This is a genomic window from Methanolacinia petrolearia DSM 11571 (genome assembly GCF_000147875.1).
GTDB classification, from domain to species: Archaea; Halobacteriota; Methanomicrobia; order Methanomicrobiales; family Methanomicrobiaceae; genus Methanolacinia; species Methanolacinia petrolearia.
The window spans coordinates 635399-661231 of sequence record NC_014507.1; the positions used below are offsets into that span (position 1 = coordinate 635399).

At 42.4% G+C, this 25833-nt stretch carries 23 protein-coding genes; 11 read left to right on the forward strand and 12 right to left on the reverse strand.

What is annotated here, in order from left to right; translation table 11 throughout:
• Positions 1-3: 3 nt before the first annotated feature.
• On the forward strand, positions 4-546 hold the full coding sequence (locus MPET_RS15265; protein WP_013328582.1) for a type IV pilin: 543 nt from the start codon (positions 4-6) through the stop codon (positions 544-546).
• Positions 547-887: 341 nt separating this feature from the next.
• Here MPET_RS15265 and MPET_RS03195 read toward each other — a convergent pair whose 3' ends face one another.
• Positions 888-1373: a flavodoxin family protein gene (locus MPET_RS03195; RefSeq protein ID WP_013328583.1), complete on the reverse strand. Its 486-nt coding sequence runs from the start codon at positions 1371-1373 to the stop codon at positions 888-890.
• Positions 1374-1693: 320 nt separating this feature from the next.
• Between MPET_RS03195 and MPET_RS03200 the strand changes: the two genes are divergently transcribed.
• The 4 genes from MPET_RS03200 (at position 1694) to MPET_RS03215 (ending at position 8630) form a co-directional block, all read left to right on the forward strand.
• Complete coding sequence (locus MPET_RS03200; protein ID WP_048130564.1) at positions 1694-2647, forward strand: ABC transporter substrate-binding protein; 954 nt, start codon at positions 1694-1696, stop codon at positions 2645-2647.
• 467 nt (positions 2648-3114) lie between these two features.
• A complete protein-coding gene (cobN, locus tag MPET_RS03205; RefSeq protein WP_013328585.1) occupies positions 3115-6933 on the forward strand; it encodes a cobaltochelatase subunit CobN in 3819 nt (1272 codons plus the stop codon).
• Positions 6934-6948: 15 nt separating this feature from the next.
• Complete coding sequence (locus tag MPET_RS03210) at positions 6949-7905, forward strand: daunorubicin resistance protein DrrA family ABC transporter ATP-binding protein (RefSeq protein ID WP_013328586.1); 957 nt, start codon at positions 6949-6951, stop codon at positions 7903-7905.
• On the forward strand, positions 7905-8630 hold the full coding sequence (locus tag MPET_RS03215) for an ABC transporter permease (protein ID WP_013328587.1): 726 nt from the start codon (positions 7905-7907) through the stop codon (positions 8628-8630). The genes MPET_RS03210 and MPET_RS03215 overlap by 1 nt, the downstream gene beginning before the upstream one ends.
• A gap of 193 nt (positions 8631-8823) precedes the next feature.
• Here MPET_RS03215 and MPET_RS03220 read toward each other — a convergent pair whose 3' ends face one another.
• From MPET_RS03220 to MPET_RS03230, 3 genes are read right to left on the reverse strand one after another with little or no spacing between them, the layout of a single operon-like run.
• Entirely contained in the window at positions 8824-9597 is a 774-nt protein-coding gene (locus MPET_RS03220) for an ABC transporter ATP-binding protein (RefSeq protein ID WP_013328588.1), read from the reverse strand.
• Between the two features lie 9 nt (positions 9598-9606).
• Positions 9607-10782, reverse strand: a complete 1176-nt coding sequence (locus tag MPET_RS03225; RefSeq protein ID WP_013328589.1) for a FecCD family ABC transporter permease — start codon at positions 10780-10782, stop codon at positions 9607-9609.
• 54 nt (positions 10783-10836) lie between these two features.
• The gene (locus MPET_RS03230) at positions 10837-12792 is read right to left on the reverse strand and encodes a putative cobaltochelatase (RefSeq protein WP_013328590.1); all 1956 of its coding nucleotides are present in this window, start codon (positions 12790-12792) and stop codon (positions 10837-10839) included.
• Positions 12793-12974: 182 nt separating this feature from the next.
• Between MPET_RS03230 and MPET_RS03235 the strand changes: the two genes are divergently transcribed.
• Complete coding sequence (locus MPET_RS03235; RefSeq protein WP_013328591.1) at positions 12975-13856, forward strand: flavodoxin family protein; 882 nt, start codon at positions 12975-12977, stop codon at positions 13854-13856.
• Between the two features lie 78 nt (positions 13857-13934).
• Here the strand turns inward: MPET_RS03235 and MPET_RS03240 are convergent, their stop codons facing one another.
• The 6 genes from MPET_RS03240 to MPET_RS14385 form a co-directional block, all read right to left on the reverse strand.
• Entirely contained in the window at positions 13935-14504 is a 570-nt protein-coding gene (locus MPET_RS03240; protein WP_013328592.1) for a DJ-1/PfpI family protein, read from the reverse strand.
• A 119-nt stretch (positions 14505-14623) separates the two neighbouring features.
• Positions 14624-16078: an NEW3 domain-containing protein gene (locus MPET_RS03245; protein WP_013328593.1), complete on the reverse strand. Its 1455-nt coding sequence runs from the start codon at positions 16076-16078 to the stop codon at positions 14624-14626.
• A 4-nt stretch (positions 16079-16082) separates the two neighbouring features.
• Positions 16083-17168: an ABC transporter permease gene (locus MPET_RS03250; RefSeq protein WP_013328594.1), complete on the reverse strand. Its 1086-nt coding sequence runs from the start codon at positions 17166-17168 to the stop codon at positions 16083-16085.
• A complete protein-coding gene (locus tag MPET_RS03255; RefSeq protein WP_013328595.1) occupies positions 17165-18091 on the reverse strand; it encodes an ABC transporter ATP-binding protein in 927 nt (308 codons plus the stop codon). The genes MPET_RS03250 and MPET_RS03255 overlap by 4 nt, the downstream gene beginning before the upstream one ends.
• A gap of 309 nt (positions 18092-18400) precedes the next feature.
• Positions 18401-18814 carry a hypothetical protein gene (locus tag MPET_RS03260; protein ID WP_048130568.1) on the reverse strand — a complete coding sequence of 138 codons (414 nt, stop codon included), beginning with the start codon at positions 18812-18814 and terminating at the stop codon, positions 18401-18403.
• A gap of 40 nt (positions 18815-18854) precedes the next feature.
• Positions 18855-20597 carry a PAS domain S-box protein gene (locus MPET_RS14385; RefSeq protein ID WP_013328597.1) on the reverse strand — a complete coding sequence of 581 codons (1743 nt, stop codon included), beginning with the start codon at positions 20595-20597 and terminating at the stop codon, positions 18855-18857.
• Positions 20598-20821: 224 nt separating this feature from the next.
• Between MPET_RS14385 and MPET_RS03270 the strand changes: the two genes are divergently transcribed.
• Positions 20822-21811 carry a phosphoribulokinase gene (locus tag MPET_RS03270; protein ID WP_013328598.1) on the forward strand — a complete coding sequence of 330 codons (990 nt, stop codon included), beginning with the start codon at positions 20822-20824 and terminating at the stop codon, positions 21809-21811.
• Between the two features lie 6 nt (positions 21812-21817).
• Here the strand turns inward: MPET_RS03270 and MPET_RS15270 are convergent, their stop codons facing one another.
• Positions 21818-21973 carry a hypothetical protein gene (locus tag MPET_RS15270; RefSeq protein ID WP_187287578.1) on the reverse strand — a complete coding sequence of 52 codons (156 nt, stop codon included), beginning with the start codon at positions 21971-21973 and terminating at the stop codon, positions 21818-21820.
• 148 nt (positions 21974-22121) lie between these two features.
• Here MPET_RS15270 and MPET_RS03275 point away from each other — a divergent pair, with 148 nt between their 5' ends.
• From MPET_RS03275 to MPET_RS03290, 4 genes are read left to right on the forward strand one after another with little or no spacing between them, the layout of a single operon-like run.
• Entirely contained in the window at positions 22122-22850 is a 729-nt protein-coding gene (locus tag MPET_RS03275; RefSeq protein ID WP_013328599.1) for an ABC transporter ATP-binding protein, read from the forward strand.
• Positions 22838-23950 carry a SufD family Fe-S cluster assembly protein gene (locus MPET_RS03280; protein ID WP_013328600.1) on the forward strand — a complete coding sequence of 371 codons (1113 nt, stop codon included), beginning with the start codon at positions 22838-22840 and terminating at the stop codon, positions 23948-23950. Before MPET_RS03275 ends, MPET_RS03280 begins: the two co-directional genes overlap by 13 nt.
• 44 nt (positions 23951-23994) lie before the next feature.
• A complete protein-coding gene (locus MPET_RS03285) occupies positions 23995-24618 on the forward strand; it encodes a cyclase family protein (protein WP_013328601.1) in 624 nt (207 codons plus the stop codon).
• 2 nt (positions 24619-24620) lie between these two features.
• Complete coding sequence (locus MPET_RS03290) at positions 24621-25229, forward strand: hypothetical protein (protein WP_013328602.1); 609 nt, start codon at positions 24621-24623, stop codon at positions 25227-25229.
• 281 nt (positions 25230-25510) lie between these two features.
• Here MPET_RS03290 and MPET_RS03295 read toward each other — a convergent pair whose 3' ends face one another.
• Complete coding sequence (locus MPET_RS03295) at positions 25511-25786, reverse strand: hypothetical protein (RefSeq protein ID WP_013328603.1); 276 nt, start codon at positions 25784-25786, stop codon at positions 25511-25513.
• Between the last annotated feature and the right edge of the window lie 47 nt (positions 25787-25833).

Genomic DNA, 25833 nt, shown 5'->3' on the forward strand with positions numbered 1-25833 from the left:
TTTATGAGATCTGATATTGATTCCGGAGTTTCACCTGTTGTAGGTGTAATGCTGATGCTTGTTGTGACAATTGTCATTGCAGCGGTCGTGAGCGCCTTTGCCGGTGGGCTTACTGGAGAAACATCCAAATCCCCCCAAATTGCCCTTTCAGGTGAATATTCTCAGGCAGGAGGCCTTGTATTCTATAATGATGGAGGAGATGTTCTTACGACAGAATACGTATCTGTAAGGCTTAGATCTTCAGAACAGATCGCAAACTCTGCAAATAATCATATATTCACTATTGAAAGGCAGAACATATCTAATGTAGATGGAGACAGTTGGCACGAAAAGGTTCTTAGTTTTCAGCCTGGTGACTCGGCGTTTGTAACTGCAGAAAATATGTCCGGTTCCGTCCTTCAGCCACAGTATTGGGATTATAAAGAGAGTACTCGAAAATATTGCTTTGACAATGTGAGTAATATCGGGAAGACTATCACTCTTGAACTTTATGATTCCTTAACAGGCAAGATTATCGCAAAAAGTAATCTTATAATTGAACCATAAAAATTTTTTATTTTTGAATTTATTATTCCAAAATGCAGTTGTTGATTCTTATTATCTGAACTGATCCTATTCACTAATTCTAACAATTTGATTATGATTCACATCCAATAGTCTAAAGATTTGGAATTATGTGTAACCTATTATGATGATAAATTTATCAGTCACATATTTGAATTATTTGCTTTAATGGACAAATATCCCAATATCGTATGTATGGAATATTTTGAAAGTTGTCTAACATAAGCTTATTATGATGTTATATATTAAGAAAGCAATTTCCTGTTACTTCATAGAATTTAAGGTTTGATCTAAGGATAAAAAAATCTAAAGTAATAATTGTTCTATAGTAAGGAAATCGTTTCTTCAGCCCACTTTTCTGCACGTTTTGCTGAGTCATTTTTATAGTACATTAACGGGCTCCTGAAGTCGCAAGAGCTAATAATGGGATTGTCCGGTGCCATTTTTTCGATTTCTTCAATGATTCCTTCAGGTTTTCCTCCGTGACAATAAAAAACTGCAATTGGGACATTATTAGGAAGGTAATTAAGTAATAATCCCTGAACTTCAGGAGAAGGTACATGAGCCCATACGGGTGTACCTATGAATAGCATTTCTGTATCATTTTCAATCTGTAATTCATTATTTAAGATTAATCTCTCTTTTCTTTTCTCTAATGAATTTTCATTAATAAGCGATACAAATTCCTTGACGGGAATGATATCCTTAAGAGAGATATTTGAAGGAGCGATTCCTAATTTGTTTCCGATACATTTTGCTATGAATTCAGTATTCCCTTTGTATGAATTGTATAATATTTTAATATTCATTATTAATATATTACTTTTTATTATCTTATAATATTTTTTTATTATCAGTAATTGCAATCCGGGTAAACTTCAGTGATTTGGCGATTAAAAGAAAAAAATGTTGATTTTAATTGGAATCAGATGTTTACTTATAAGTATTAAAATTTATTGTTAAGAAAAGTTAAATTAGTAATATTTAATATGACCTTCTATGAAACTGGTATATGGATATAATCCGTTTTCCTCACCGGTCTGTTAAATTTTGTTCATTTTGTATTGTATTATTGCTCGTGATGTTCCCTTTTTCTATAGGGTGTACTGGAGTCGTTCAGGATACAAACATGAAATCGGTTTCTTCCGATAGTATTGTTGTTAAGGATTCTTTGAATAACACAATTGAAATACCGTCAAAGTTGAAGAGAATTGTGGTCCAGAATTTTGATGCGGTGGAGTTGTTACTCGCTCTTGGAGCTGAAGACTATATAGTGGGGGTTCCTGATAATGTTTTAGAGGATCCGGAATTTCAGGGTAAGTTAAAAAACGCACAAAGTGTAGGTAACTGGAGAACTCCCAGCCCTGAAGCAATTTTGAATTTACAACCCGACGCAATAATCATGCTGACTTCAAAAACCTATAATATGGATGCGATTCTGCAATTAAATACGACAATAATTTACATTGACTGTTATAAGATCGATAGTCTCCCTGCAGAAGCAAGACTTTTGGGTAAAGTTACCGGAAAAGAAAGTGAAGCGGAAGAATATATTGCTTATCTTGAAAAGTATCTGGAGTTGGTATCTTCAAGAATTCCTGCAGATGGCCAAATAAATTCTTCACGTATATATGCGGAAAAATATAATGATTACAATCCCCAGGGTTCCGGAAGCGGAATTGATGAATTGATCCAGAAACTTAATGGAAATAATATCGCTGCTGATATGGAAGCTAATACCAGAGTAAGCCCGGAATGGGTTGTTGAGCAGAACCCCGATATTATACTTAAATTTGTAACATCTTCTACTCTTCAAAGTGGATCTTCTCTTGAAGATACCTATAATTCAGTCATAAACAGAACAGGCTTTGAGAATCTAAATGCAGTAAAAAATAACCAAGTATATGCAATTCACGGAGATCCTTTTTTTAGTCCCCGTGTGGTTGTGGGTCTTCTTTATCTTGCAAAAATTATCTATCCTGACAGGTTTAGTGATATCAATCCGGAGGACGCCCTCCGGGAATATGGAGAAAAATTTGTTTCAGGTTTTGAAAATACTGAAACTATTTATCCAAAAAATTAATACATTTTTTTTGAATAACATTTATTCAAAAGTTGAATTATAAAGATCTATCTTTATTTTTCAGACATAATATTTTGGTGATAGTATCAATCTTGAAACAGTTTTGTTTGTTTAATTGGATATTGTTCTATAGATCGGACCTGTAATTAACCATTTAAATATGCATTGCAGATATATATTTTAAGATATATATATATATATATATATATATATATATATTACTTTACTTTTAATTGAATTTTGCCGGAGGGTTTTTGTTCACATAAAGAAGTGCTGTTATGAAATATATTAAAACTTAATTTTACCAAATAATTTGATAATTTTATAAATTATAACTAATTGTTATATTTCGCAAATTTTTTATGAATAGTTGAAGACTTTATTATATATTTCTTTATTCATTCGAAGAGCCGAAAAGAAGGTCTTCTTTGATATGTGAGAATTTAAGTCTGATGGAGAATTTGTCTATGAAAGTAACTGCCGTTATGTGGGGAACGTATGCACCGGTGCTCAAAAAAGCTGCGGAATTAACTGGTGACGATCTTGTCCTTTTTACCAATCGCATGCTTGATGAATATCCTGAAATGTTAGAAAAAGCGCTTTCTGAGATGAAAAACAGTGATGCAATTCTTCTGTATCATAGAACCGAACCATTCTGGGAGAGGCTTGATCGTGAACTTAAAACTATTGGGCACAAAATTCCTGTAATTAGTCTGGGTCATGATCCGACGTATTGGGGAAATTCTACGGTAAAACCTGAAATTGTTACAACTTGTCAGGCATATATCTCTTATAACGGTGAAGAAAATCTAAAAAATTTATTATATTATATTCAAAAATCAATTTTTAACGAAGAAATCGATGTCAAATCTCCAATAGAAGTGCCTTGGGAAGGAATATATCATCCAGGTGCCGAATCTTGTTTTTTATCAATCGATGATTATCTTTCATGGTATTCTGAAAAAGAAAAAAAAGGAGCCCCCTGGGTTGGAATTATATTTTCCAGGACATCATGGGTTTCAAATAACTGTTCTATCGAGGATTCACTCATTTCAAGCCTCGAAGATCAAGGTCTGAATGTCGTTCCCGTATTTACATATGCGATGAAGGACGATGCCATTGGTTCGAAAGGGATTGCACAAGTCGTTATTGATTTCATGACAAAAAATGGGACTCCCAAGGTTAATGCGATTATAAAATTAATTCCTTTTCTTTTTGGCGCCTCCCGCTCCGAAGGTTCTAAAGGACAAACTGCTATGGATCTAGGGATAAACCTTCTTAAAAAGTTGAATATCCCCATTTTTCATCCAGTGATTTCACCATATAAAACAGTTGATCAGTGGCGGGAATCAACAGGACTTACACTTGATACGGGATGGGCGGTGTCAATGCCTGAGTTTGAAGGTGTTATTGAACCGATTTACATAGGTTCGACCGCAAGTACAGATGATGGCGATAAAAAACGTGAGGCTGTGCCGGAAAGATGTCGAAAGGTTGCGATAAGGGTAAAAAAGTGGATTGCTTTAGCACAAAAACCTGTTCAGGAACGAAAAATAACGTTTATTCTTAATAATAATCCCTGTGCAAATGCCGATGCTAATGTTGGGGCTGCGGCGAATCTCGACTCGCTGGAAAGTGTTGCAAGAATTATGCAGAAAATGGAAAAAGCCGGCTATCAGCTAAATCCTCCGGCATCCGGAAAAGAGCTTGTTGAAGAGATCATGGGAAAAAAGGCGATGTCTGAATTCCGCTGGACTACGAAAGAGGACATTGCAGCAAAAGGAGGCGTATTGATGTATATGGATATGGATGCGTTCACCCCTTACTTCAATTCACTCCCAGAATCCGTTCAGAAACGTGTAAATGAATTATGGGGTGAGCCACCGGGTTTAGGCATGGTATTAGATGGAAAGATCCTTATTACCGGTCTTCAATTTGGGAATGTTACAGTTCAGGTCCAACCTAAAAGAGGTTGTTATGGCTCAAGATGTGATGGAGCGGTCTGTAAAATCCTTCATGACCCGGAATGCCCTCCAACCCATCAATATCTGGCAACTTATTATTGGATTGAACATATTTTCGGAGCAGACGCGATAGTGCATGTAGGAACTCATGGTAACCTTGAATTTCTTCCCGGGAAAGGGTTGGGTTTGTCAGGTGAATGTTTCCCTGATGTTGCGATAGGTTCCCTCCCTAATCTTTATATTTACAATGCCGACAACCCTGCCGAGGGAACAACTGCAAAACGTCGCTCGTATGCAACACTTGTCGATCATATGCAGACTGTTATGGCAGGTGGAGGATTGTACGAGGAACTTCAGGCCATAGAAGATCTCTTAAGTCAATATGAAATTGCTAAACTGGATCCTGCAAGAGGACATTCTCTTCAGCATCTGCTACTTGATTCAATAAAAAAAGCAAATCTTGATAAGGATATGCATATCACCCACGAAACTCCTCTTTCCGAAATTGTTGCAAAAGCACATGAATCCCTTTCCAGGATACGGAACACTCGTATTCAGGAGGGAATGCACGTGTTCGGAGAAATTCCTGTCGGAGATAAGAGGGTTGATTTTATCAATTCAATTATACATTTTGATTCCGGGAATCATTCCCCACGTCGTGTCATTGCACAGATCATTGGGCTTGATCTGTCATATCTGCTTGAAAATCAGGATAAATTTTCAGAGATTCATGATGTTTCTAATGGGAAATTGCTTGAAAATCTTGATAGTGTCACATGTAAGTTCATAGACGCAACACTGCACGATCCCTCTTTAACTTATAATGAAATTTTTTCAAGATCAATTACCCCGGATCAGGCTGAATATCTCAATGTGATCCGTGAACGAATTCTAGATATCAATAGGCGGATTGAGCAATCAAAGGAGATTGAATCTTTGCTGGAAGGATTTAAAGGAAAATATATCCCTTCAGGACCGTCCGGACTGATCACCCGTGGTCATGAGGAGGTTCTTCCGACTGGCAGAAATTTCTATTCTCTTGATCCACAGAAAGTTCCGACAAAATCATCCTGGATTGTCGGGCAGCGACTGGCTGACGCCCTGATCTCGAAATATAATAGTGAAGAAGGTTCTATTCCTGAAAACGTTGCTTTCTACTGGATGGCCGGAGATATTATGTCGTCCGATGGGGAAATGTTTGCCGAAATGCTCTGGCTCATTGGTGTTGAACCCGTATGGGAGAAGAATGGCAGAGTTAAATCATTCTCTGTTGTTCCATTAGACCAATTGGGAAGGCCAAGAATTGATATTACAGTAAGAACATCCGGTATTTTGCGTGATAATTTCTGTAATTGCTATGAACTTCTGGATGAGGCGGTCCAGTTTGTTGCCGGTTTAGATGAAAGCGAAGAACAAAATTATATAAAAAAGCATTCAATGAGAGCGATGAGTGAAAACGGAACTGATTTCCGTGATTCAACTCTCAGGATATTTTCATCCCGTCCTGGTACATATTCAAGTGGTGTAAACCTTGCTGTCCTTGCAAGTGCATGGAAGACTGAAGAAGATCTTGCGGATATTTTCGTAGCATTGAACGGTTATGCATACGGGAAAGATTTTGCGGGTAAAAAGGCACAGGAGCAACTTGCAAGCAGCCTGTCAACTGTGTCCGTGACATTCAACAAAGTACAGTCCGACGAATACGATCTTCTTGGATGCTGTTGCTATTTCGGAACACACGGTGGCATAACTGCAGCCGCCCGTCATTATTCTGAAAGTGATGTGAAACCGTATTACGGCGATACCCGGGAACCTGAACATATTGAAATTCGTGATCTTGCAGACGAGGTAAGGAGGGTTGTCAGAACAAAACTTCTCAATCCTAAATGGATTGACGGTATGAAAGAACACGGCTATAATGGTGCTTCAACTATCATGAAGCGTGTAACAAGGGTTTATGGGTGGGAAGCCTCTACACAGGAGGTGGATGACTGGATTTTCGATGATATCGCTGAAACATTTGTAAATAACGAAGAGATGCGGCACTTTTTTGAGAATAATAATCCATCTGCACTGGAGGAGATTGCCAGAAGGCTGCTTGAGGCCAAGGAACGTGGATTATGGGAAGCGGACGAACAGGTCCTTGCTGATCTCAGAAATAATTATCTGGAAATTGAGTCCTGGATGGAGGATCAGGTCGGAGATGGAGATTTCCAGGGAGGAAATCTGAATATAATCACTTCTAATGATGTATCTGCATGGGGTGAATCAGCGAAGGACCTTCTCGAAAAAGTGCATTTAAAATATCCGAGAAATCCTTGAACAGAGGCTTTATAGATGAATGCTATTGAAATCACGGGTCTGACAAAGTATTATGGAGAGCTATGTGCAGTTGATGATCTCACTTTATCGATAAATAATGAGATCTTTGGTCTTCTGGGACCAAACGGTTCCGGAAAAACAACGACTGTATTGATGCTTACAACTCTTCTACGTCCTACCAGGGGAAGTGCAAGCATCTGTGGTCATGATGTAACACATAATTCGGAAGAAGTGAGGAGTGCGATAAGTTATGTACCTCAGGATATGGCTGTTGACGTAAATTTAACAGGCCGTGAAAATGTTTTATTCTTCGCGAATCTGTATGGCGTTCCTAATGCAAGAGACAGAACTGATGAAGTTATCGGGATAATGGAGCTGAGTGAGAGGGCCGATGACCTTACAAAAACCTATTCCGGGGGTATGCGTCGCCGGCTGGAACTTGCCCAGGCCCTTGTTCATGAACCCAGGGTTCTTTTTCTGGATGAGCCGACGATTGGGCTGGATGTAGCTGCAAGAAAAAAAATATGGGAACATATTGGTTCTCTAAATAAAAAGGGAATGACAATCTTTGTTACTACGCACTATATGGATGAAGCCGATAAATTCTGTGACAGAGTTGGAATTATCAGTAAAGGACGAATTAGAGCTCTCGGCTCACCGGATGATCTAAAGTCCGGACTGATGAAGGATGTCATTACGGTAGTCACTGAAGGTGACGCAATTGAAACCCATATCTCCAGTGCGAATCTGGTGGGTTGTAACGGGAACGAATATCTTTTTACAGCTAAAAAAGGGGGTGAAGCTTTGCCTGCACTTGCAGACGAACTGTTACATAATGGGATAAAGATCCACTCCATGTCTTTAAGGGAGCCATCTCTTGACGATGTTTTTCTTCAGGCTGCCGGAAAGCAGGATGAACCTCAGGGTTTTGAGTATACTAAGTTTAGGACAATGCTTAGGAGAAGAGGCTAATGAGGGGGATTTTTACTTATTTCAAGAGAGATTTTATAAAATGGACACGTAAAAGGGTGGCGGTAGTATCTTCTCTTGTTATGCCTGCAGCATGGCTTATATTTGTCGGTCTTGCACTCCCTGTAGATTTCACCGGAAACTATCTTGATTTTATAACACCGGGCATTTTGGTTATGACAATGTTGTCCGCCGGTCTGACCGGTGGGGCGCTTTTAATGTTTGACAAAATACTTGGATTTTTAAATAAATTTCTGGCTCTTCCTACTCCGAGGGAAAGTATACTCGTGGGAAAAATATTTTTCATTACCGGAAGAGGATTAATCCAAAGTACAATTATTCTTATTATTTCTCTTATTATCGGTGCTACATTACTAAATCCTGTCCAGTATGGACTTGCATATTTTATTCTTTTTCTCTTTGGAGTCCTGATATCTTCATTTGCAACGACTGTTGCGTTGTATCTGGATGACCATGATTCATATAATGCATTTAATACTATGATATCAATGCCGCTTTTTTTTACTTCAAGTGCATTGATGCCTTATGAGGTAATGCCCGACTGGCTCAGTACGATTGCCCATCTAAACCCATTGAGCTATGCAATCGACGCGGTACGTGATGTAACTGCAGGGATTTTTCCGGCTATGCAGATTCTCACATTACTATCGATGTCGGCGGTAATTCTTGTGATATGCAGACATGTATTCAGGAAAATAACAGTTTAATTTGAGGCCGGGAAATGAAATTAGAACTATTTAATCCTTTTTTGTTCTAATTATTTCCCTGATAGACCTGTCCCTATATTCAAAAGTCTTTTTTGATAAAATTGTGAAATGGCACTTGTCGAATAGAATGTATATTTTATATAAATGCGGTGCAATATGTTGAATGATCGAAAAAATATAAGAGATAATTGTTTTAATTCGCCTTGAAAGGCATGATAAATCTGCCATGTTCGTTTTCGACTATAAATGAGTCCACCCCGTAGACGCTTTTTATGCATTCGGGAGTTAAGACATCATGTGGATTGCCATAGGCAGCCACTTTCCCTTCTTTGAGAACCACCACTTTATCTGCATATTTATAAGCAAGATTCAGGTCATGAACCGCAACAATCATGGATTTGTTTTTTTCTTTCGTAATGCGCCTCATGGTTTCCATAACCTCGATCTGGTATTTTATATCCAGTGCACTTGTCGGCTCGTCAAGCAGGAAAAGTTCGGGCTCCTGTGCAAGTGCCCGGGCAATAAAAACTTTCTGCCTCTCGCCGCCTGACAGCTTATCCATGTAATTTCCTGCCATATGACTGATCTCAAGGGCATCCAGAGAATTTTGAACGCGATTCAGCTCTTCTTCAGTGACGGCCCATTTTATGTACTGGCGCCTTCCTAGAAGAACGGTCTCAAAGACAGTCGAGTATGGTGTAAAAAGGAACTGCTGCGGTACATACCCGACCAGTTTTGCAAGATCAACAGGATCGATGTCCCTGATATTTTCGTCATTAATCGAAATCGTGCCTTCACTCTGCTCATGGATGTTGGCAAGCATCTTTATCATCGTAGTCTTACCTGAGCCGTTCGGTCCCAGGAGGGCGGTGATCTCTCCGTCGCCCATGGAAAACGATATGGAATCAAGAACTGTCCTTGTACCGTATTTCTTTGAGACATTGTCAATCCGGACATTCAGGCTCATGACAACCACCTAATAAATACCTCTTCTCAGGGCTTTCAACAGGAACATAAAGAAGATCCCGCCGATTACATACATTATAATCCCTACCGGTAGTTCAACAGGGCTCATGATGGTCCTTGCAATCGTATCAGAGATCAGGAGAATAACCGCACCTGTCAGTGCCGCACAGGGTATCAGGTACCTGTGATCGTTTCCGATTATCATCCGGCAGATATGAGGGCCCATAAGGCCGATAAATCCTATAATTCCTGTAAATGCAAGACAGCTTGAGGCTGCGAATGTCGAAACTAGAAGTCCCTTCAAGCGAATTTTTTCTACATTTATTCCGAGATTCTTTGCAACTTCGTCTCCCGCAGATAATGTATTCAGGTCCCACGCCATCCGTTCAAGGATTAAAAAGCAGACAATTGTTATCGGAATAAGAATAATTATCGCCTGCCAGCTCGCACCCCACATCCCTCCCATAAGCCAGAGCGTAATCTCGCGAAGTTTTTCATCATTGCTGATATATTTCAGGAACATTATCGCAGCGGAAAAAAGGTAACCTAATACGACTCCGGCAAGAATCAGTGTAGTCTGACTTGATATTACAGACCTTCCGAAATAGTATACCAGGAATATCGAGGCCCAGCCGAATAAAAACGCCATTAAAACGATTGCCAGATCGCTTGCCATGAACAGGTATGCCGACATAAACGCCCCTAAATTGAGAACTATGGCTATGGCCGCTCCAAAGGATGCAGCTGAAGACATTCCAAGGGTGAACGGACTTACAAGCGGGTTCCTCAGAAGGCCCTGCATTACTGCGCCGGCGATTGCAAGGCACATCCCGGTAACGATGGCAAGCAGTATTCTGGGAAGACGAAAACCGACTATTATTAATTCGGCCTGGCTGTTTTCAGGCTGGGGAATCGTAATCGGAATGGAGTCGTATACTGATGCAATTGAAGGGAGATAATTATGTAAAAAATCTTGGGTGCTAACTGCACACGAATGGCCTACCGCAAGAAGTGTGTCCGTTATTGTGAGATTCACAGTGCCCATACACAATGCAACGATCGCAGATATCACTACAAGGATCGCCAGTCCGCTGATGAGCAGAATTCTTTTGTTACTTCCTGTTTTATATAGCGAATGAACAGTTTCATTTTCGGGTATGACTGTAATCCCGTAAATCTCAGTCAAAAAAAATCCCTCCTTTTAAAATAGGAATTTTTTGAGAATCTCCGGCGATTAAAATCATAAATTTAATCCCTTTACGACATTTGTAAGCTGATCAGCCTGTAGATCTTCTAATTTGAGATACTTGGCGCCCATTTCCCCGGCCAGCTGCTTTGCAAGGCCGAAGGCGATAAAGCTCTGTTCGGAATCGATTACATATGACGCGATTTCCTTCTCTCGGATATGATTTGCAATTCCGATTGCATCATTCAGCGGGGAGTCCGAAGTCATCCCGACGTTAGCCTTTCCGTCGGAGATCAGGATAAGCCTTGGCATAGTGTTTTTATTAATCATCAGCTCACGCTGCAGTACCTCGAAAGCCTTCGAAAGGCCGTGGGCGAGCGGAGTCTTACCGCCCACAGGAAGTTCCTGCATGCATTTTCTTGCAAGCTCCACACTGGATGTGGGGGGAAGAAGCAATTCGGCTGTTTTACCGCGGAAGACTACAAGGCCCACCCTGTCACGTTTCTGGTAGGCATCTACAAGGAGAGAGAGTATTGCACCTTTCACTGCAGTCATCCTTTGTTGAGCGCCCATACTCCCGCTTGCATCTACAACAAAAAGTATCGTGTTGCCAATCTTTCGTTCACGGACTTTTTCACGGATGTCGGAGATGTCGATCTTTATTGCAAGATCCCTTCCCTCCGCTCCTCTTTCCAGCTGGAATGGAGCGGCTGCACGTATTGTCGCATCCAGGGCAATGTCTGGCCCCATATTTCTTGGAATTCTGCTCCCCACATACCTTCCGTCATGCGATTCAGTAGCACTTCTCCTGCCATTGCCTTCCCGTTTCAGGGAATCGGTACGAAGATAGTCGGAAAGGGGTTTTTGATTTAATTTAAAAGATTCACCCTCTGCAAACTGTGTTGTCGTCGAGGCATCGGGCTTCTGATTTTCATGAGGCTGCTGGTTTTGTTCTTCCTGTTTCTCTTCTATTGTTTTTTTTTTTTCCTGGGATTTCTGAATGGACTGCTCCATCTTTTCTTTGTTCATCTGCTGATCTGAGAAAGGAGTCCTTCTCATCCTGTGCGAAAGGACCAGGACTGCAGCCTCTCTTACGTCATCTTCGTTGACTTCCGTTCTTCCGTTATATGCCGCAATTGTCGATGCCGTCTTCATCATTGTAATATCGGCACGGTGTCCGTCGACCGCCATATCGATACAGATCTGTGCAATCATGAGAAGCATGTCCTTTGGCACTACAACATCTGAGACAAGTTCCTTGGCAGCAGCGATGCGGTATTTCAATTCATCATCCTCTGCCTGCCATTTATGGACAAAAGCCTCAGGGTCCTGTTCGTATTCCCTGCGTCTTTCAATTACCTTTACACGAGTCTCGGCGTCATGAATTCCTTCGATATCGACGCACAGCCCGAATCTGTCAAGAAGCTGCGGTCGAAGTTCTCCCTCTTCGGGATTCATAGTACCTATCAGGATAAACGATGCAGGATGAACATATGAGACACCTTCACGTTCGACAAAGTTCATACCCATAGCTGCTGCATCGAGCAGAACATCGACGATATGATCGTTTAACAGATTCACCTCGTCGACATAGAGAATATTCCTGTGAGCCTGGGCAAGGATTCCCGGTTCGAATTTCTTTTCACCCTTTTTTAATGCCTGTTCGATGTCAAGGCTTCCGACGACTTTATCCTCGGTAGCGCTGATTGGCAACTCTACAACACGCATTTTTGCTTTCTTTATATTGAAATCGGGATATTTTGCCTGGCATTCCTGGCAGAGCCCTCTTTTATCATATGGATCGCAGCCGTAAATACAGCCGTCTACGACATCTCTCTCAGGAAGGAGCTGGGCCAGAGCACGGGCTGCAGTGGATTTTGCAGTGCCTTTTTCTCCTTTTATGAGTACTCCGCCGATATTCGGGTTGATAGCGTTTAAAATAAGCGCTTTCTTCATCTGTTCCTGCCCCACAATCGCTGAAAACGGATAGATGTCACTGAAATATTGCATTAAATTCTCCACAATTCCTCTATTGCTCTGTACATTTTTTTGATATTATGTAATATTAAGTATTTGATTCATATTTTTTAAAATTATAAAATAATACGTTTTTAACTTTTTTTAACCACGGGTGCGGTAAAATCCCTTTAGTTCTCCAAAACTTTAACCGGATCAAAGGTGAAACAATCCCTGTGCCTTTCCCGTCCGAGATAATCAGGGAACACCGTATAGACGGTACATATTCACTGGTCCTGAAAAAAGAGGATCTGAAGTCCCTTTATCCCCGGATGTTCAGGTATAAACTTGCTCTTCTTGAAAACGGTAAAATAGTCGCCCAGTTCAGGACAAATACCTATGAGTATACCCCTGTCATTCCCATAAAAGCCGAATCAGTTGCTTATGAATATTTTGAATACTGGACGGAAAGAATAACCGCTGGACATGAAAAGTTCGTAGACTATCTCAAAAGGCAGGAGAGACTCCGGAAACACGTCTATAAAAGTGTCCCTTCTCCGGGAAACGATGCCGTAATTATTCAGGGAAGCTCCCGTCCCGACGGGAACTGTGCTGTTATGGCATCATGGATCATGGAAAAACTGCTCTCCATGGGAATGAAGCCTGCTGTTTTTTATCCGTCCTATATGTACATCCTCCCCTGTACCGGCTGTTACCAGTGCTATAATTACGGCCGCTGTGTTTTTATCGATGATATGGCAGGGCTTTACGGTGCAGTTAAAGGCGCCACATTTGCAGCGATCTGTTCCCCGGTCTATACTAACACCGTTCCTGCACCCCTGAAAGCGGTATTCGATCGTTTTCAGGCCTATCATGCGCTGAATGCTCTGAGCAAGACGAAACATTCTGCATCGGGATTACTTCTTTCGACTGCCGGAAGGAAGGGAATGGATAATTTCAGTCATGTCGTCCCGGTGGCAGATGCTTTCATGGCGATATCGGGGATCAAAAAGAGAGGTCAGGTTCTTGTAGACAACCTGGATCAAGTGTATGATGTAAGATCGATTCCCGGGCTGAGGGGAATAATTGAAAAAAAAGTGGATGAATGCCTTAAATGAAATGGTGAGAACCGGATTTTAACGAAAATGGATTTGGGATGACTGAAGAAGGAAAGAACCTGAGGTTTTATTTCCTCCTCAGTCAGTGTATATGACTTCCCCCAAAAAAGCCTCTGCAATCCGTTTTCCGAATTCTGTTGCAGCCGTCGGACCGTTTGCTGTTATAAAACGACCGTCGCTGACAAAGGGTTTATTCTCATATATGGCTTTATGTTTCTCCATCTCGCGTACGGCCTCTTTGTCAGGCCATACGGTAGCATGTCTTCCGGCAATAACTCCCGCCCTTGCAAGAACTACGGGTGACAGGCATATTGCACCTATAGGCATTTTTGCTTTGTCGAAATACCGGACTATCGTGTATAGCTCTTCGTTCCCCCAAAGGTAATCTTTTGATCCCGAACCGCCGACGATCATGAGTCCGCCGTAGTGCTTCATACCCTTTCCTCCTTCAAGTAACTGGAGAATACCGGAGATCGTTTCTGTTGCAGTTGCGTATCCCCCGAGCATTCCCCTGAACCTTCCCTTATCTGTGGATATGATCTCGTATTCTATTCTGTTCTCTTCCAGAATACCAAGAGGTTCAAAAAGCTCTTCGTCCCTGAAATTTTCAGGAGCGATAACGATCAGCATCTTTTTAGAATATTCCATTTTAACAGACTCCTTATCTGGTAAGCGTGTTATTGGTTTTCCGGGTGAAAAGACTTTTGGATAGATCCAGAAATCCTGAAAATTTTCGTTAAAATAAAAAATAAGTGATTATTTGTGGTTTATCTCCTGGCATGCTTCCTGAAGAAGTATATGACCCCTCCTATCACTGCCACGAGGAGAAGAATGCCGAGAATTCCAACGTAGGAATTCTCCTTTATTATAATCCTGATATCATCGCTTTTTTCCTCTTCATCGGATACGACATTAAGCGAGATCTTATACTCCGATGCTGCGATATTGGCAGGCGGAACTACAGTCAGGACGACGGTTTCTTTCTCTCCCGCTTCTATGGAAGCGATCTCTTCAGGCGATACCTGAACACTCCATCCGTCCGGGGTTGTGACTTCGGTCTGAACATTGGTCAGTGCTTCGCCGTTGCCGTTGTTTGTGATCTGTACTGGGATCTCTACGGTATCTCCTTTTGTAATTTCGTATTTGTACTTTTCAGAAAATACAACCATATTGCTGGTTCCGGAGATTCCTGCGGTAAGTCCTTCTTCATACAGGTAATCGGAAGACTCGAATGTTGCATTGAAAGAATATTCGCCCGTTTCTACAGAATTCGGAGGAATCGCCTCGACATATATTGTCTTTTGTTCTCCTGAATCCAGGTATATGCTGGAGATGCTCTCAGACGAATCGGCGTCTTCCTTGAATTTAAAGTACCATTTGTCCGGTGCCCCTTCAGTACCAAGTTTTATTATATCGTCGCTTTTGCCGATATTTGTAATCACTGCCTCAAAAGTCGGGTTATCGTCAGATGTCGTTGTAACTATAGGGGACTTAAAATCTATCAGAAGGCCGTATGTTTTTTTCTCGAGCATTACAGTGCCTATATCCTCGGTATACCCGCAATTGATCGAGACATCCTTCACTTCCCTGCTCCGGTAGCCCTCTCTTTCCACTACAAGATCGTAATCGCCCTGGTCGATTTCGGTCCTTATCTGGCCGTCTGATGTAGTATAGACTGAAGTTATAAACTTGTCCGTGTTGTGTTTATAGACATTTATACGGGCCTCGTCGATCGGCTCTCCCTGGTCGTCAACGACCTCTGCCACTAAAACCCCCATCTCATCCTTATGCGTTTCATCGATAATTACATACAGCCAGATACTTGCATCGTCAATCGCCACTCTTACAGGATAAGTATCAACCGCCGTATCTCCGGTAGTTTCGATTTCAAGAGTAACGGAAACTTCCTGGCCTTTCTTCATTGCAAGCCTGTCGATCTCATAACCGTCGGCATATAGATGGAATTTCCAGTCTTCTTCGCCTTTAAAAGTGTCCAATCGGATCTTTTTAGGGTCAGTACCCTTGTTATTGGTAATTCCGAGATTGAATGTGATATTTTCCCCGGCTTCTATGATCTTTCCGGGATATGTACATGAAATCTCAACATTGCTCGTCGAACTGTCGTCCGAACTGTCTGCCGAGACAGCAGCCGGCAATATCATTATCACTATCACAAAAAGTGCCAGGATATATTTCAGGGATGTAAAAGATAGAATTTTCATTTGTTTACCTCACGTCAAGTCTCATAAATTTAACATATGAAGCGCCGAAGAAAATCGCCGGTATGGCAATAAGGGCAATTATATTCTTCAGGAGGTCGCCAAGTATGCCTAAGGGATCTTCAGTCTCCTCGCTCGTATCCGCATAACTGAAAGAACCATGACTGACGCTTGCCATGTTCCCTCCGATACCGGAAAGAGAGTTGATTATATATTCAAAGTTGCTGGTAGGGGAAAGGAGGGTAATAAAATCGGACAAAGACTGTCGTTTGTTCCAGTAATCCTGCATTTCCGTTCTGTATTGTTCCCATCGTTCATTGCTCTCCAGTGCTGAGCGATCTGATCCCGATCCGCCGCTTCTTGCAAAACTATGAAGTTCGGAAATGAGTTCTTCCGGGTATTCCGGGGGATCTCCAACGATAACATCTATCGTAGTATCGGCAACAAAAACAGGAAGGAGAATTGACAGGAATATAAACACGATCAGGGTATAAATCAGTGAATTGCCGCTGTCTTCGGAGATCGTGGACATGAAAAGAGCAATGGCGAAGTATGAGAAGATCATCAGGAATGCAACAATCCCAAAAAGAAGAATCGGGAAGATCTCTTCATCCGTCGGAATTATCCCGAATATGAGCAATATTGCCAGTGAAATAAGTCCTGTTATAATTATCGCAAGCGATAATGCAATAATTCCTCCGATCGCCTTCCCGTTAATCACTTCATCACGGTATATCGGATGCGAAAGGAGTATCTTCAGCGATTTGCTCTCCTTTTCACGTGTAATCAGATCAAAACCCATTGCAATTCCGAGAATCGCGCCCAGGCTTGCAAGAAGTTCACCGACATCTGCGAAAATTGTCATTATCGACGGTTTGAATCCCATATACCCTGAAAACACTACTATATCTCCTGTCGCCACAGCCTGAATCTCATTATATGCCTCTATCTCTTCGTTGTATTCGGCAGAGCCCGTAATCATCCCGATAATCGAAACAATCAGGATTATCGAGAGAACAAGGAGGAATTTACGGCTGGATAAATGATCCATGAACTCCTTTTCCGAGATGACGATAAGCCCCTCCGATTTCATGGCATTGCCTCTCCTGAATTATAGAAAGACAGAATTGCATCCTCTACGGTTGTAGAATCCAGTGCAATCTCCCTCGGGATAATTTTTAATGAAAACAATTCTTCGGCAATTTCCGCTCTGATATCAGATGATGAGATTATTTTGACTTTTTTGCGGTCAGAAGAATAATCGGCTTCAATGATGCCGGGGACCGTCAGTTCCCCCATCGGTGTTGTCGTCTCTACATTGATTCTTAACTCCGGCAGTTTCAGGCTGTTTATGGAGTCGGTAAAATTATCCCAGCTTCCCTCGTGTACAATCTTTCCCCTGCACATAATGCCGATCTTTGTACAGACTTTGCTGACCTCGGAAAGAATGTGCGAGGATACAAGGACTGTTTTTCCAGATTCCGAGATCTGTCTGATTATTCTCCGGTAGTCGGCGACTCCCTGCGGGTCGAGGTTTGCAGTCGGTTCGTCGAGAATAATAACATCCGGGTCGTTTATGAGGGTCTTTGCAATCCCAAGCCTTTGCCTCATCCCTTTTGAGAATCCTCCGACTTTCTTTTCAACGCCGCTAAGTCCGACGAGTTCAAGAAGAGAGTCGATCCTGGCCCCTCTTTCATCTGCAGTAATCCCGAAGAGCCTGGCGAAAAAATCAAGATTCTGTGCTGCACTCATGTTCTGGTAAAAACCCACATCCTCAGGCATATATCCGATATTCCTCTTTACTTCTATCGGATTTTTCGACACCTCAACCCCGTTGATCAGGCATTCGCCGGAATCAGGTTGTATAAGGCCGCAAAGCATGAGTATAGTGGTGCTTTTTCCTGCTCCGTTGGGTCCCAGAAGTCCGTATATTTCACCGTCATTTATTGTTAAAGAGAGCCCGTCAACAGCATTTACACCATTGTATGTCTTGACAAGATCCCTGAATTCAATCAGTTTGATTTCCTCCTTTTTTTTCTCTCAAATGTCCGTTTGAACATGCCAGCGTTATAATCTTCAGTTTGATCATAATAGCTGATATACCTTACATAATGTAGATTTTGTATTACACATTGATACAAATATTGAAAATATTTTCTGCGGTGGCCGGCAGAGATTCGAATCATATGGTAATGATAGGCATACCTGATCCGGTGGTATTAAAAAAAGATTAATGGGATTATCTTTATAATCAATCTCTAAAACGGATTCGATGATATCATCCGGATGTTAATATCCGTATGATCATCTGTATATTTTGTTTTTTCAGATTATTCCGAATGTGGATACATCAAATCTGAATTTACTGCGATCTATCTTTTCTATCTCTGCTTTAACAGCTTCATTTTCAGGGTCGCATTCCATAATAAATGCGAGCAGGTCTGCAAGAGAACTGGTGCATGTATCGCAATCGCAGAAGGAAAGCTCCATCTCGCCGTTCAGAAGGAGGCCATATGCAAATATTTTCTTGCAGAAGTCTTCATTTTCGAGTTCACAGGGTTTTATTGTCTCGATCTCTTCTTCAATATATTCGCTCTCTGTCTCGTTTATGATTACATCTACATCTTCGATCTCTTCAAAACCGGGATATGGCGTGCCGCAGTTCCAGCATTTTTTCATATATGGAGTACCTCTCTTTCTGCATTTCATACAGATCTGGTACTCGGGCATTTCTTCCATAATTATATGTCGGCATTACAGGGTTTTAATCAACCGATCTTTATCCGCGTGATTCATGCCCTTCAAAACGGAGATCTTCTTTCGGGAACATAATCTCAAACCTTGCTCCTTTATTCTCGATGCCCGTCTCCCTTATAGAGGCTCCCGTAATCGAGAGGATTTCAGATACCAGATAGAGGCCGAAACCGTGGTTCCTCCCGTATCCTGCCTTGAATATGATGTGTTTCTCTCTCTCCGGAATTCCTTTCCCGTCATCCTCGAATATCAGGTTGTAAGAATCATACTCCTCCTCCGTGGAGATTGAAATCCTGCTGATCTCTCCTCCGTGCATTATGGAATTTCCTATGAGGTTGCAGATTACCTTTTCAAACATGGGATCAGCGAATATCTCTATGTTTTGGATTTTTTTCTGAACGGAAATCTCCGGAGGAAGGTTCTGCGATTTTATGCATGAATCGATGACATCGTCCAGTTTGTGCCATTTGGGAGGATTTCCGCCCATATCCTGGTAGTCCCTGCTGAATTCGATCTGGTGCTGTATCGTATCCATCGCTAATACTGATTTTTCAAGGAAACTCTTAATGGACTCATCTTTCGTATCTTCTATCGCAAATACGAGGTTGGCTTTGGCGACCATGATATGATTCAGGATATCGTGTCGTGTAATAGAAGAAAGCAGGTTAAGTTTCTTCATCGCAATTCCCAGGGCCTTCTCATTCTTTTTTCTGATCGTTATATCCCGGGTTATGCTCTGGATAACCTTTGTCTTTTTATCGACCATGACGGAGATCAGGTCGAGATCGATGCGTTCTCCTGTCTTCGACTTTATCCATGGCTCCATTTTGAAGGTCTTTCCTTCTTCAAGATCGGTCCTGACCGCATATTTATAGGCATTATGAAATTCCTGCGGGATTATGGATTTAAGGTTGGTATTTTTTAGTTCCCGGAGATCCATTCCTGCAATTCTCAGTGCCTCGGGATTTGCATTAAAGATCCTGCCATCTGAATTATGTATAAAAATCCCTTCTGTTGATTCCTGAAATAATTTTTTATATCTCTCCTTTTGGGCACCGATCATATTTTCGATATTTTTCTTTTCGGTTACGTCCACGAGAGATATCAGGGTAATCCCGAGCTCCCTGACGTGCCTGATAGTCGCCAGTACATTGTATTCTTTTCCCTGTCTCGATCTTACAATCAGATCCTGGTTGGATTTATCCTGGTGCTCTCCCTTTATCGAGCTCCTGTAGAGTATAAGTGCTGTGCTCCTGCACTCATCCTCAAATACCGAGACCCAGTTCATCCGTTTTAATTCTTTCAGTGCTCTGCCTGTAATATTTTCAAAGGCCGAATTTGCATGGACGATCTTTCCTTTATCATTAAGAATAGCGGATGCGGCACCTGAACTGTCTATCAGGTTTCTGTATTTGAGATTCTCTTCTCTCAAATGGAACGAGACCTTCGATACAATATATGCAAGGGCTACGAATACGATAATACGAATGAAATTTTCGGCAATTAAAACCGGATCGGCCTTGGTTACAACAAAGGTTATGAACAGAAAAAGGATGCCCAGCAGAATTGCAAATGCAGTTCCTTTTTTTGGATAGAATATGGCGGTCAGGATGATTGGGATATAATAAAGATGAGAGTAAATATTATTGATACCTGCAAGGAGACAGTAGATTGTCAGAAAAATGCAGGTTATAGCAGTTGCTACAATCAGGAAGGGGGCGATTTTTTTTATGGGATTATTGTCCGGTATATATCCCTCATCGATCATTCATTTTATCCTTTGCGTGAGTATAAATTTGATTATTGAAATATCCGAACAGTTTTCTAATTTGTTTAACTTAATTATTCCCAAGTTTACAATTATCCTGAAATTGGGAAACTAATGCAACAATACCAGTTTTAAGGGCTATTGGGAGGTTTTAGCGTGTACAATGCTTTCCGTCCCTGCCATCATGTAAATGGTATATTATCCTTCAGTTACAACCAGAAGTAATGGATTATAGCCATGAGACTAATTTAAAAAATTTCAGGCATGCGGTCGACTCTTCCGAGAGCACTTTCATAATCGGCGTTGCTGGAGATTCAGGTTCGGGAAAGACCACCTTTACAAGAGCAATCCGATCGATATTCGGGAATAATATGGTAACCACGATATCGCTTGACGATTATCATGTTCTTGACCGGGATGAAAGAAAAAGGACGGGCATAACCCCGCTTTCTCCTGAGGCCAACAATTTTTCGCTTCTTGAAGAGCATGTAGCCCTTCTGAAAGAAGGAAAATCAATTGACAAACCCGTGTATAATCATGATTCGGGAAAGATCGAAGGTCCTGTCCGGCTTTCTCCGTCGAGGATAATAATCATAGAAGGTCTTCACCCTCTTTTTACTGAAAAACTTCGTGAACTTATCGATTTCTCCATATATGTAAGTCCGGACACCGATGTAAAATATTACTGGAAGATAAAACGGGATGTAAACCTGAGGGGGTACAGGGAAGAGGAAGTCCTTGCTGAACTTGAGAGCAGGAGGGCTGACTATGAAAATTACGTCCATCCCCAGATAAGATTTGCCGACGCCGTTATCGGGATTTCAAAGAGCCGCTATGCGGATATAATGAACGAAAGAGGGGTCTACAGGGTCGTCCTTTACCAAAAGAAGCAGGACCGGACTATCAGGAATATCAACCTGAACTTCGATCTGTTTGCAATTAATTCCCTGGCTGAAAGGGGTTTTTCATTCGATTTCAGCATTATCGAAAAATACGAGAAAAAAATGGGAGCTTTAAGCCTGGACGGAGAATTCAGGCATGAGGTAGTTAGTCTCCTTGAAAAGGGCATTGAGATGCAGACCGGTATCGGGCCTGTATCTGTATATTCTGACAGGAGTTATGTTACTGCAACGGAGATGGTAGAGCTTATCCTTTCCTGGAGAATAATCAACAGGCGTATGGACATGAAGTACGGGAGCGGTGTCTCATCCTGACGGGTATTACCTGCAGATTATAATTCCAGGATTATCCTTCGGTGATCTCTCTTTTTGTGATGCGTCATCCCGCAGCCAGGTTCTTTTTGAGAACTGGTTCCTGCGAATTATAGTCTTGTGCATCGAGGCTCTTCCGGCAAGGTAAGCGAACGTTTCTGTCATATAAATGGACTTAAGCAAAGCACTATTTAACCGGAGACCGTGCATGGCGTGAAAGTGAATTAAGAGATATTCAGGTATATGATCATTCGACATCACTATATCTGCCGAAGATCATAATTTAAAGAATTCATTACATCAGGTGTGAGATATGTTAAAGATCGAAGACCTTCATGTCAGTGTGGAGGGCAAAGAGGTTCTGCACGGTATCAATCTGCATATCCGGGAAGGTGAAACCCATGTACTGATGGGTCCCAACGGCTCGGGAAAGACCACGCTCTTAAGATCTATCATGGGTTTTTCAGGGTATGAGATTACATCGGGAAAGATCTTCTTCAAAGGAAGAGACGTCACCGATCTGCCGCTGAATGAAAGAGCGAGATTTGGAATGGGGATGATGTTCCAGCGTCCCCCCACGATTTCCGGTCTGAAACTGGGTAAACTTCTGTCAGCCACATCCGGGGGCGATGTCAGCAGTATCGGGAGATATTCGTCGCAGATGAATATGGCATCATTCCTTGACAGGGACGTCAATGCAGGTTTTTCAGGAGGAGAGATCAAAAGAAGCGAGGTTCTCCAGCTTCTTATCCAGCAGCCGGATTTCGTAATGCTCGACGAACCCGAAAGCGGGGTAGATCTTGAAAATATCGCATTAATCGGGCACTCGATCGCGAGACTCGTTGAAAAGGATCGCCACATTATTGACAGGTACAAATCAGGTCTCATCATAACGCACACGGGATATATTCTCGACTATCTTGACGCCGATGCCGGTCATATGCTCTGCGATGGCGAGATAAAATGCCACGGAAACCCGAGAGAGATACTGAAGGTCATACAGGAGAAAGGCTACCAGGAGTGTATCAGATGCCAGAAATAATCGATGAAATACCTGAAGAAGACAAAAAACGCATGGAGCTTTCAGGGTTCGAGTTCGATGCCCGGAAAAGATCGGGTAGTTTTATCCAGAGAGATCAGCATATTCATCTCTCTTCATCGAAGGTTGAGGGAATCGAGATGCTCCCGATCGAGATCGCCCTTAAAAAATATGACTGGCTTAAGGACTATTACTGGAATCTTGTCGACCGGGATAAAGACGAGTATACGAAATTTGTAGCGGAAAAAGAAGAAAAAGAGGGTCCCCGCGGTTTCGTAGTTCTCGCGAGAAAAGGCAGCAAAAATATATTCCCCCTCCAGTCCTGCCTCTTCATGAAGTCGGCGGAGATCCAGACGGTCCACAATATAATTATTGCGGAGGAAGGTGCCGAGCTTCACCTGATTACCGGCTGTACCAGCAGTATCGGCAGGGAGAAGGGGACGCATTACGGCATAACCGAGATATATGTAGGGAAGGATGCCCAGGTCAGCAATACGATGATCCACACCTGGGGAGAAAACATAAACGTATTCCCCCGGAGTGCGACAAAAGTTGAAGAAAACGGAACATTCCTTTCGAATTACATCAGCCTGAAACCTGTAGGGAAGGTCCAGATGTATCCTGTCGCCGATCTTGCCGGTAAAAACTCGGTTGCCCGTTTCAACTCAGTTGTTCTGGCACCGAAAGGCTCTCATCTCGATCTGGGCCAGCGTGCCCTTCTGACCGGCGAAGGTTCGAGTGCCGAACTTATTTCAAGGGTAATCACCTCGGGAGGCGTTGTGTTTGCAAGATCCCACATTGCAGGAATTTCGGATAACACCAAGGGCCATATAGAGTGCAAGGGTCTCATCCTTGAAGACGGTGTAATACATTCGATTCCTGAAGTGGAGGGGCGGCTTAAGAATACCGAACTGACACATGAGGCGGCGGTCGGAAAGATCGCACGCGATGAGATCGAGTACCTGATGGCGAGGGGTCTCGATGAGGAAGAGGCCACTGCAACAATTATCAGGGGATTTCTTGATGTCAGGATCAAGGGACTGCCCGATTCACTTCAGAAAGAGATCGATGCCGCAATTGATGCGGCCGAATCCGGATTCTGAACCTCATCTTTTTTATTACATCATCTCACATTTCATTCATACAGATGGATTATATCGATATCACGATCCCGCTCTCGGAAAAGACTCCGGTCTTCCCGGGCGACCCGGAGGTCAGGTTTAATCCCCTGGTCAGGGACGGCTTCAGGCTGACATCAATAGAGCTCTCGTCGCACAGCGGAACCCATGTCGATGCACCCTTACATTATATCGAAGGAGGCCTGAGTGTTGACCGGATCCCTCTCGGGAGAATCAACGGTGAATCGATAGTCGTCGATCTGAGAGGTACCGGGCACTCGTCGGGCTTTATCACGAGAGGGGATATCCCGGAAAAAACAAATGGTGCGAAGATATTGATCCTGAACACAGGCTTTTCACCGGAATCTTCGGGCATGGATCGTTATATGTCCATAAACATCGAATGTGCAGGATATCTGGCGGATTGCGGGTATACGTGTGTCGTAACCGATGCACCCTCGATAGAATCTTTTGACGGCGACGGAACGGTTCACCGCATCCTCCTTGGGAGAGATGTTTATATTATAGAGATGGCGGATCTGTCACATGTAAGTCCGGGAAGATACCATCTGTATGCAATGCCCCTGAAGCTTGAGGGCTGTGACGGTTCACCTGTACGTGCGGTACTTGTACCATGTTCTAAGGAGGTCTGAGAATGAGTATTATATCTGATGCTGTTGATGAGATGGAGAAGAAACTTGCAGGAAGCGGCTGCGATCATGGTGTGGTGGCGCTTTCAAAAAGTTCGGAAAACGATATCTGCCCTTTTCTTGAGGGTGTATGTCTTGAAGCTTCATATGGCGGGAAAAGGATCTTTATTGCCACGTCCTATCCCCTTGATGTGAAGACCAGGGTGTCGTTTATGTACGGGCAGGAACTGAATTCACCGGTCCAGAGAACAGCAGCATGTGCAATATTAAACAGCCTGTCCAGTTTCATCTGTTTTCCGAGGATCTCGGGAGCATGCCCGGAAGGCTGTGGCGAGAAGTGCCTTGAAGAGCTGATAGATGAGACTGCGGGCAGGAAGGTATACCTCAACGGAACGATGCCCTCCCTCAGGAAGAAACTTGAAGATCGTATCGTATCAGACCCGCAGTCTGCCGATATCATCATCGTATCGGGGGACGGGTTGTTCTCCGACGAAGGGCTGGAGATCTGCGATCGATATAAGGACAAAAAAGAGATGCTCTTTTATGCTCCTGCCACGTCGGCCCTTGCAAATATGCTGAATCTGCGTCACTGGTGTCCTTATGGGCGGAAATAAGGGGGTGTGGCCAAGCCAGTGAATCTCGCGAAGAGTGTCACTGTAGTCTGAACATCCTCAACAATACTCATTATATCGATAACGGCCGGGACGGGTCGGAGTAAAACCGGTTAATATTCCCCAACGCATATGACCGGATTTTCGTTTGCACTTTTGCACTTGTTTGCACCCGGTTTGCACTTCAAAAGTGCAAACTAAAAAATGAAAATTCAAGGATATTTCCCTGATTATTGTACATATATTAAATATTTTATTTTTAGTACTATAGTTTGCACTAATTTTCAGGCACACAGTAGTTGATCTCTGTATTTGTTTTGATATTTTCTTGTGTGTTTTTTTAAATTTAGTGCAAACAAAATTTTTAAATTCCTATCCGGGCCGGATGTCCTGAAAAAAGGCTTTATGTCGGATATTTGGTTTGCACTTTCAAAGTGCAACTTAGTGCAAAGTAGTGCAAAAGTGCAAAGATGATCTTTTTCGAAGAGGTCTTCTGAGGTTGCGGGCATTCCGGTGCCTGTTAAAGAGAGACCCAGTTCTCCTTCGATTTTCTTTGCCATTTTCTTATCATCCCGCTCATTTTCTTCCCGCAGGATTTACGGGAAGA

Excerpts from the sequence above, each read along its gene's own strand:
- MPET_RS03290 (WP_013328602.1), top strand. The coding sequence starts at position 24,621 with ATGAGTATTATATCTGATGCTGTTGATGAGATGGAGAAGAAACTTGCA.
- MPET_RS03230 (WP_013328590.1), bottom strand. The coding sequence starts at position 12,792 with ATGCAATATTTCAGTGACATCTATCCGTTTTCAGCGATTGTGGGGCAG.
- MPET_RS03195 (WP_013328583.1), bottom strand. The coding sequence starts at position 1,373 with ATGAATATTAAAATATTATACAATTCATACAAAGGGAATACTGAATTC.
- MPET_RS15265 (WP_013328582.1), top strand. The coding sequence starts at position 4 with ATGAGATCTGATATTGATTCCGGAGTTTCACCTGTTGTAGGTGTAATG.
- MPET_RS14385 (WP_013328597.1), bottom strand. The coding sequence starts at position 20,597 with ATGATCGATGAGGGATATATACCGGACAATAATCCCATAAAAAAAATC.
- MPET_RS03280 (WP_013328600.1), top strand. The coding sequence starts at position 22,838 with ATGCCAGAAATAATCGATGAAATACCTGAAGAAGACAAAAAACGCATG.
- MPET_RS03285 (WP_013328601.1), top strand. The coding sequence starts at position 23,995 with ATGGATTATATCGATATCACGATCCCGCTCTCGGAAAAGACTCCGGTC.
- MPET_RS03200 (WP_048130564.1), top strand. The coding sequence starts at position 1,694 with ATGAAATCGGTTTCTTCCGATAGTATTGTTGTTAAGGATTCTTTGAAT.
- MPET_RS03245 (WP_013328593.1), bottom strand. The coding sequence starts at position 16,078 with ATGAAAATTCTATCTTTTACATCCCTGAAATATATCCTGGCACTTTTT.
- MPET_RS03240 (WP_013328592.1), bottom strand. The coding sequence starts at position 14,504 with ATGGAATATTCTAAAAAGATGCTGATCGTTATCGCTCCTGAAAATTTC.
- cobN (WP_013328585.1), top strand. The coding sequence starts at position 3,115 with ATGAAAGTAACTGCCGTTATGTGGGGAACGTATGCACCGGTGCTCAAA.
- MPET_RS03210 (WP_013328586.1), top strand. The coding sequence starts at position 6,949 with ATGAATGCTATTGAAATCACGGGTCTGACAAAGTATTATGGAGAGCTA.
- MPET_RS03220 (WP_013328588.1), bottom strand. The coding sequence starts at position 9,597 with ATGAGCCTGAATGTCCGGATTGACAATGTCTCAAAGAAATACGGTACA.
- MPET_RS15270 (WP_187287578.1), bottom strand. The coding sequence starts at position 21,973 with ATGACAGAAACGTTCGCTTACCTTGCCGGAAGAGCCTCGATGCACAAG.
- MPET_RS03270 (WP_013328598.1), top strand. The coding sequence starts at position 20,822 with ATGGATTATAGCCATGAGACTAATTTAAAAAATTTCAGGCATGCGGTC.
- MPET_RS03250 (WP_013328594.1), bottom strand. The coding sequence starts at position 17,168 with ATGAAATCGGAGGGGCTTATCGTCATCTCGGAAAAGGAGTTCATGGAT.
- MPET_RS03275 (WP_013328599.1), top strand. The coding sequence starts at position 22,122 with ATGTTAAAGATCGAAGACCTTCATGTCAGTGTGGAGGGCAAAGAGGTT.
- MPET_RS03260 (WP_048130568.1), bottom strand. The coding sequence starts at position 18,814 with ATGGAAGAAATGCCCGAGTACCAGATCTGTATGAAATGCAGAAAGAGA.
- MPET_RS03215 (WP_013328587.1), top strand. The coding sequence starts at position 7,905 with ATGAGGGGGATTTTTACTTATTTCAAGAGAGATTTTATAAAATGGACA.
- MPET_RS03295 (WP_013328603.1), bottom strand. The coding sequence starts at position 25,786 with ATGGCAAAGAAAATCGAAGGAGAACTGGGTCTCTCTTTAACAGGCACC.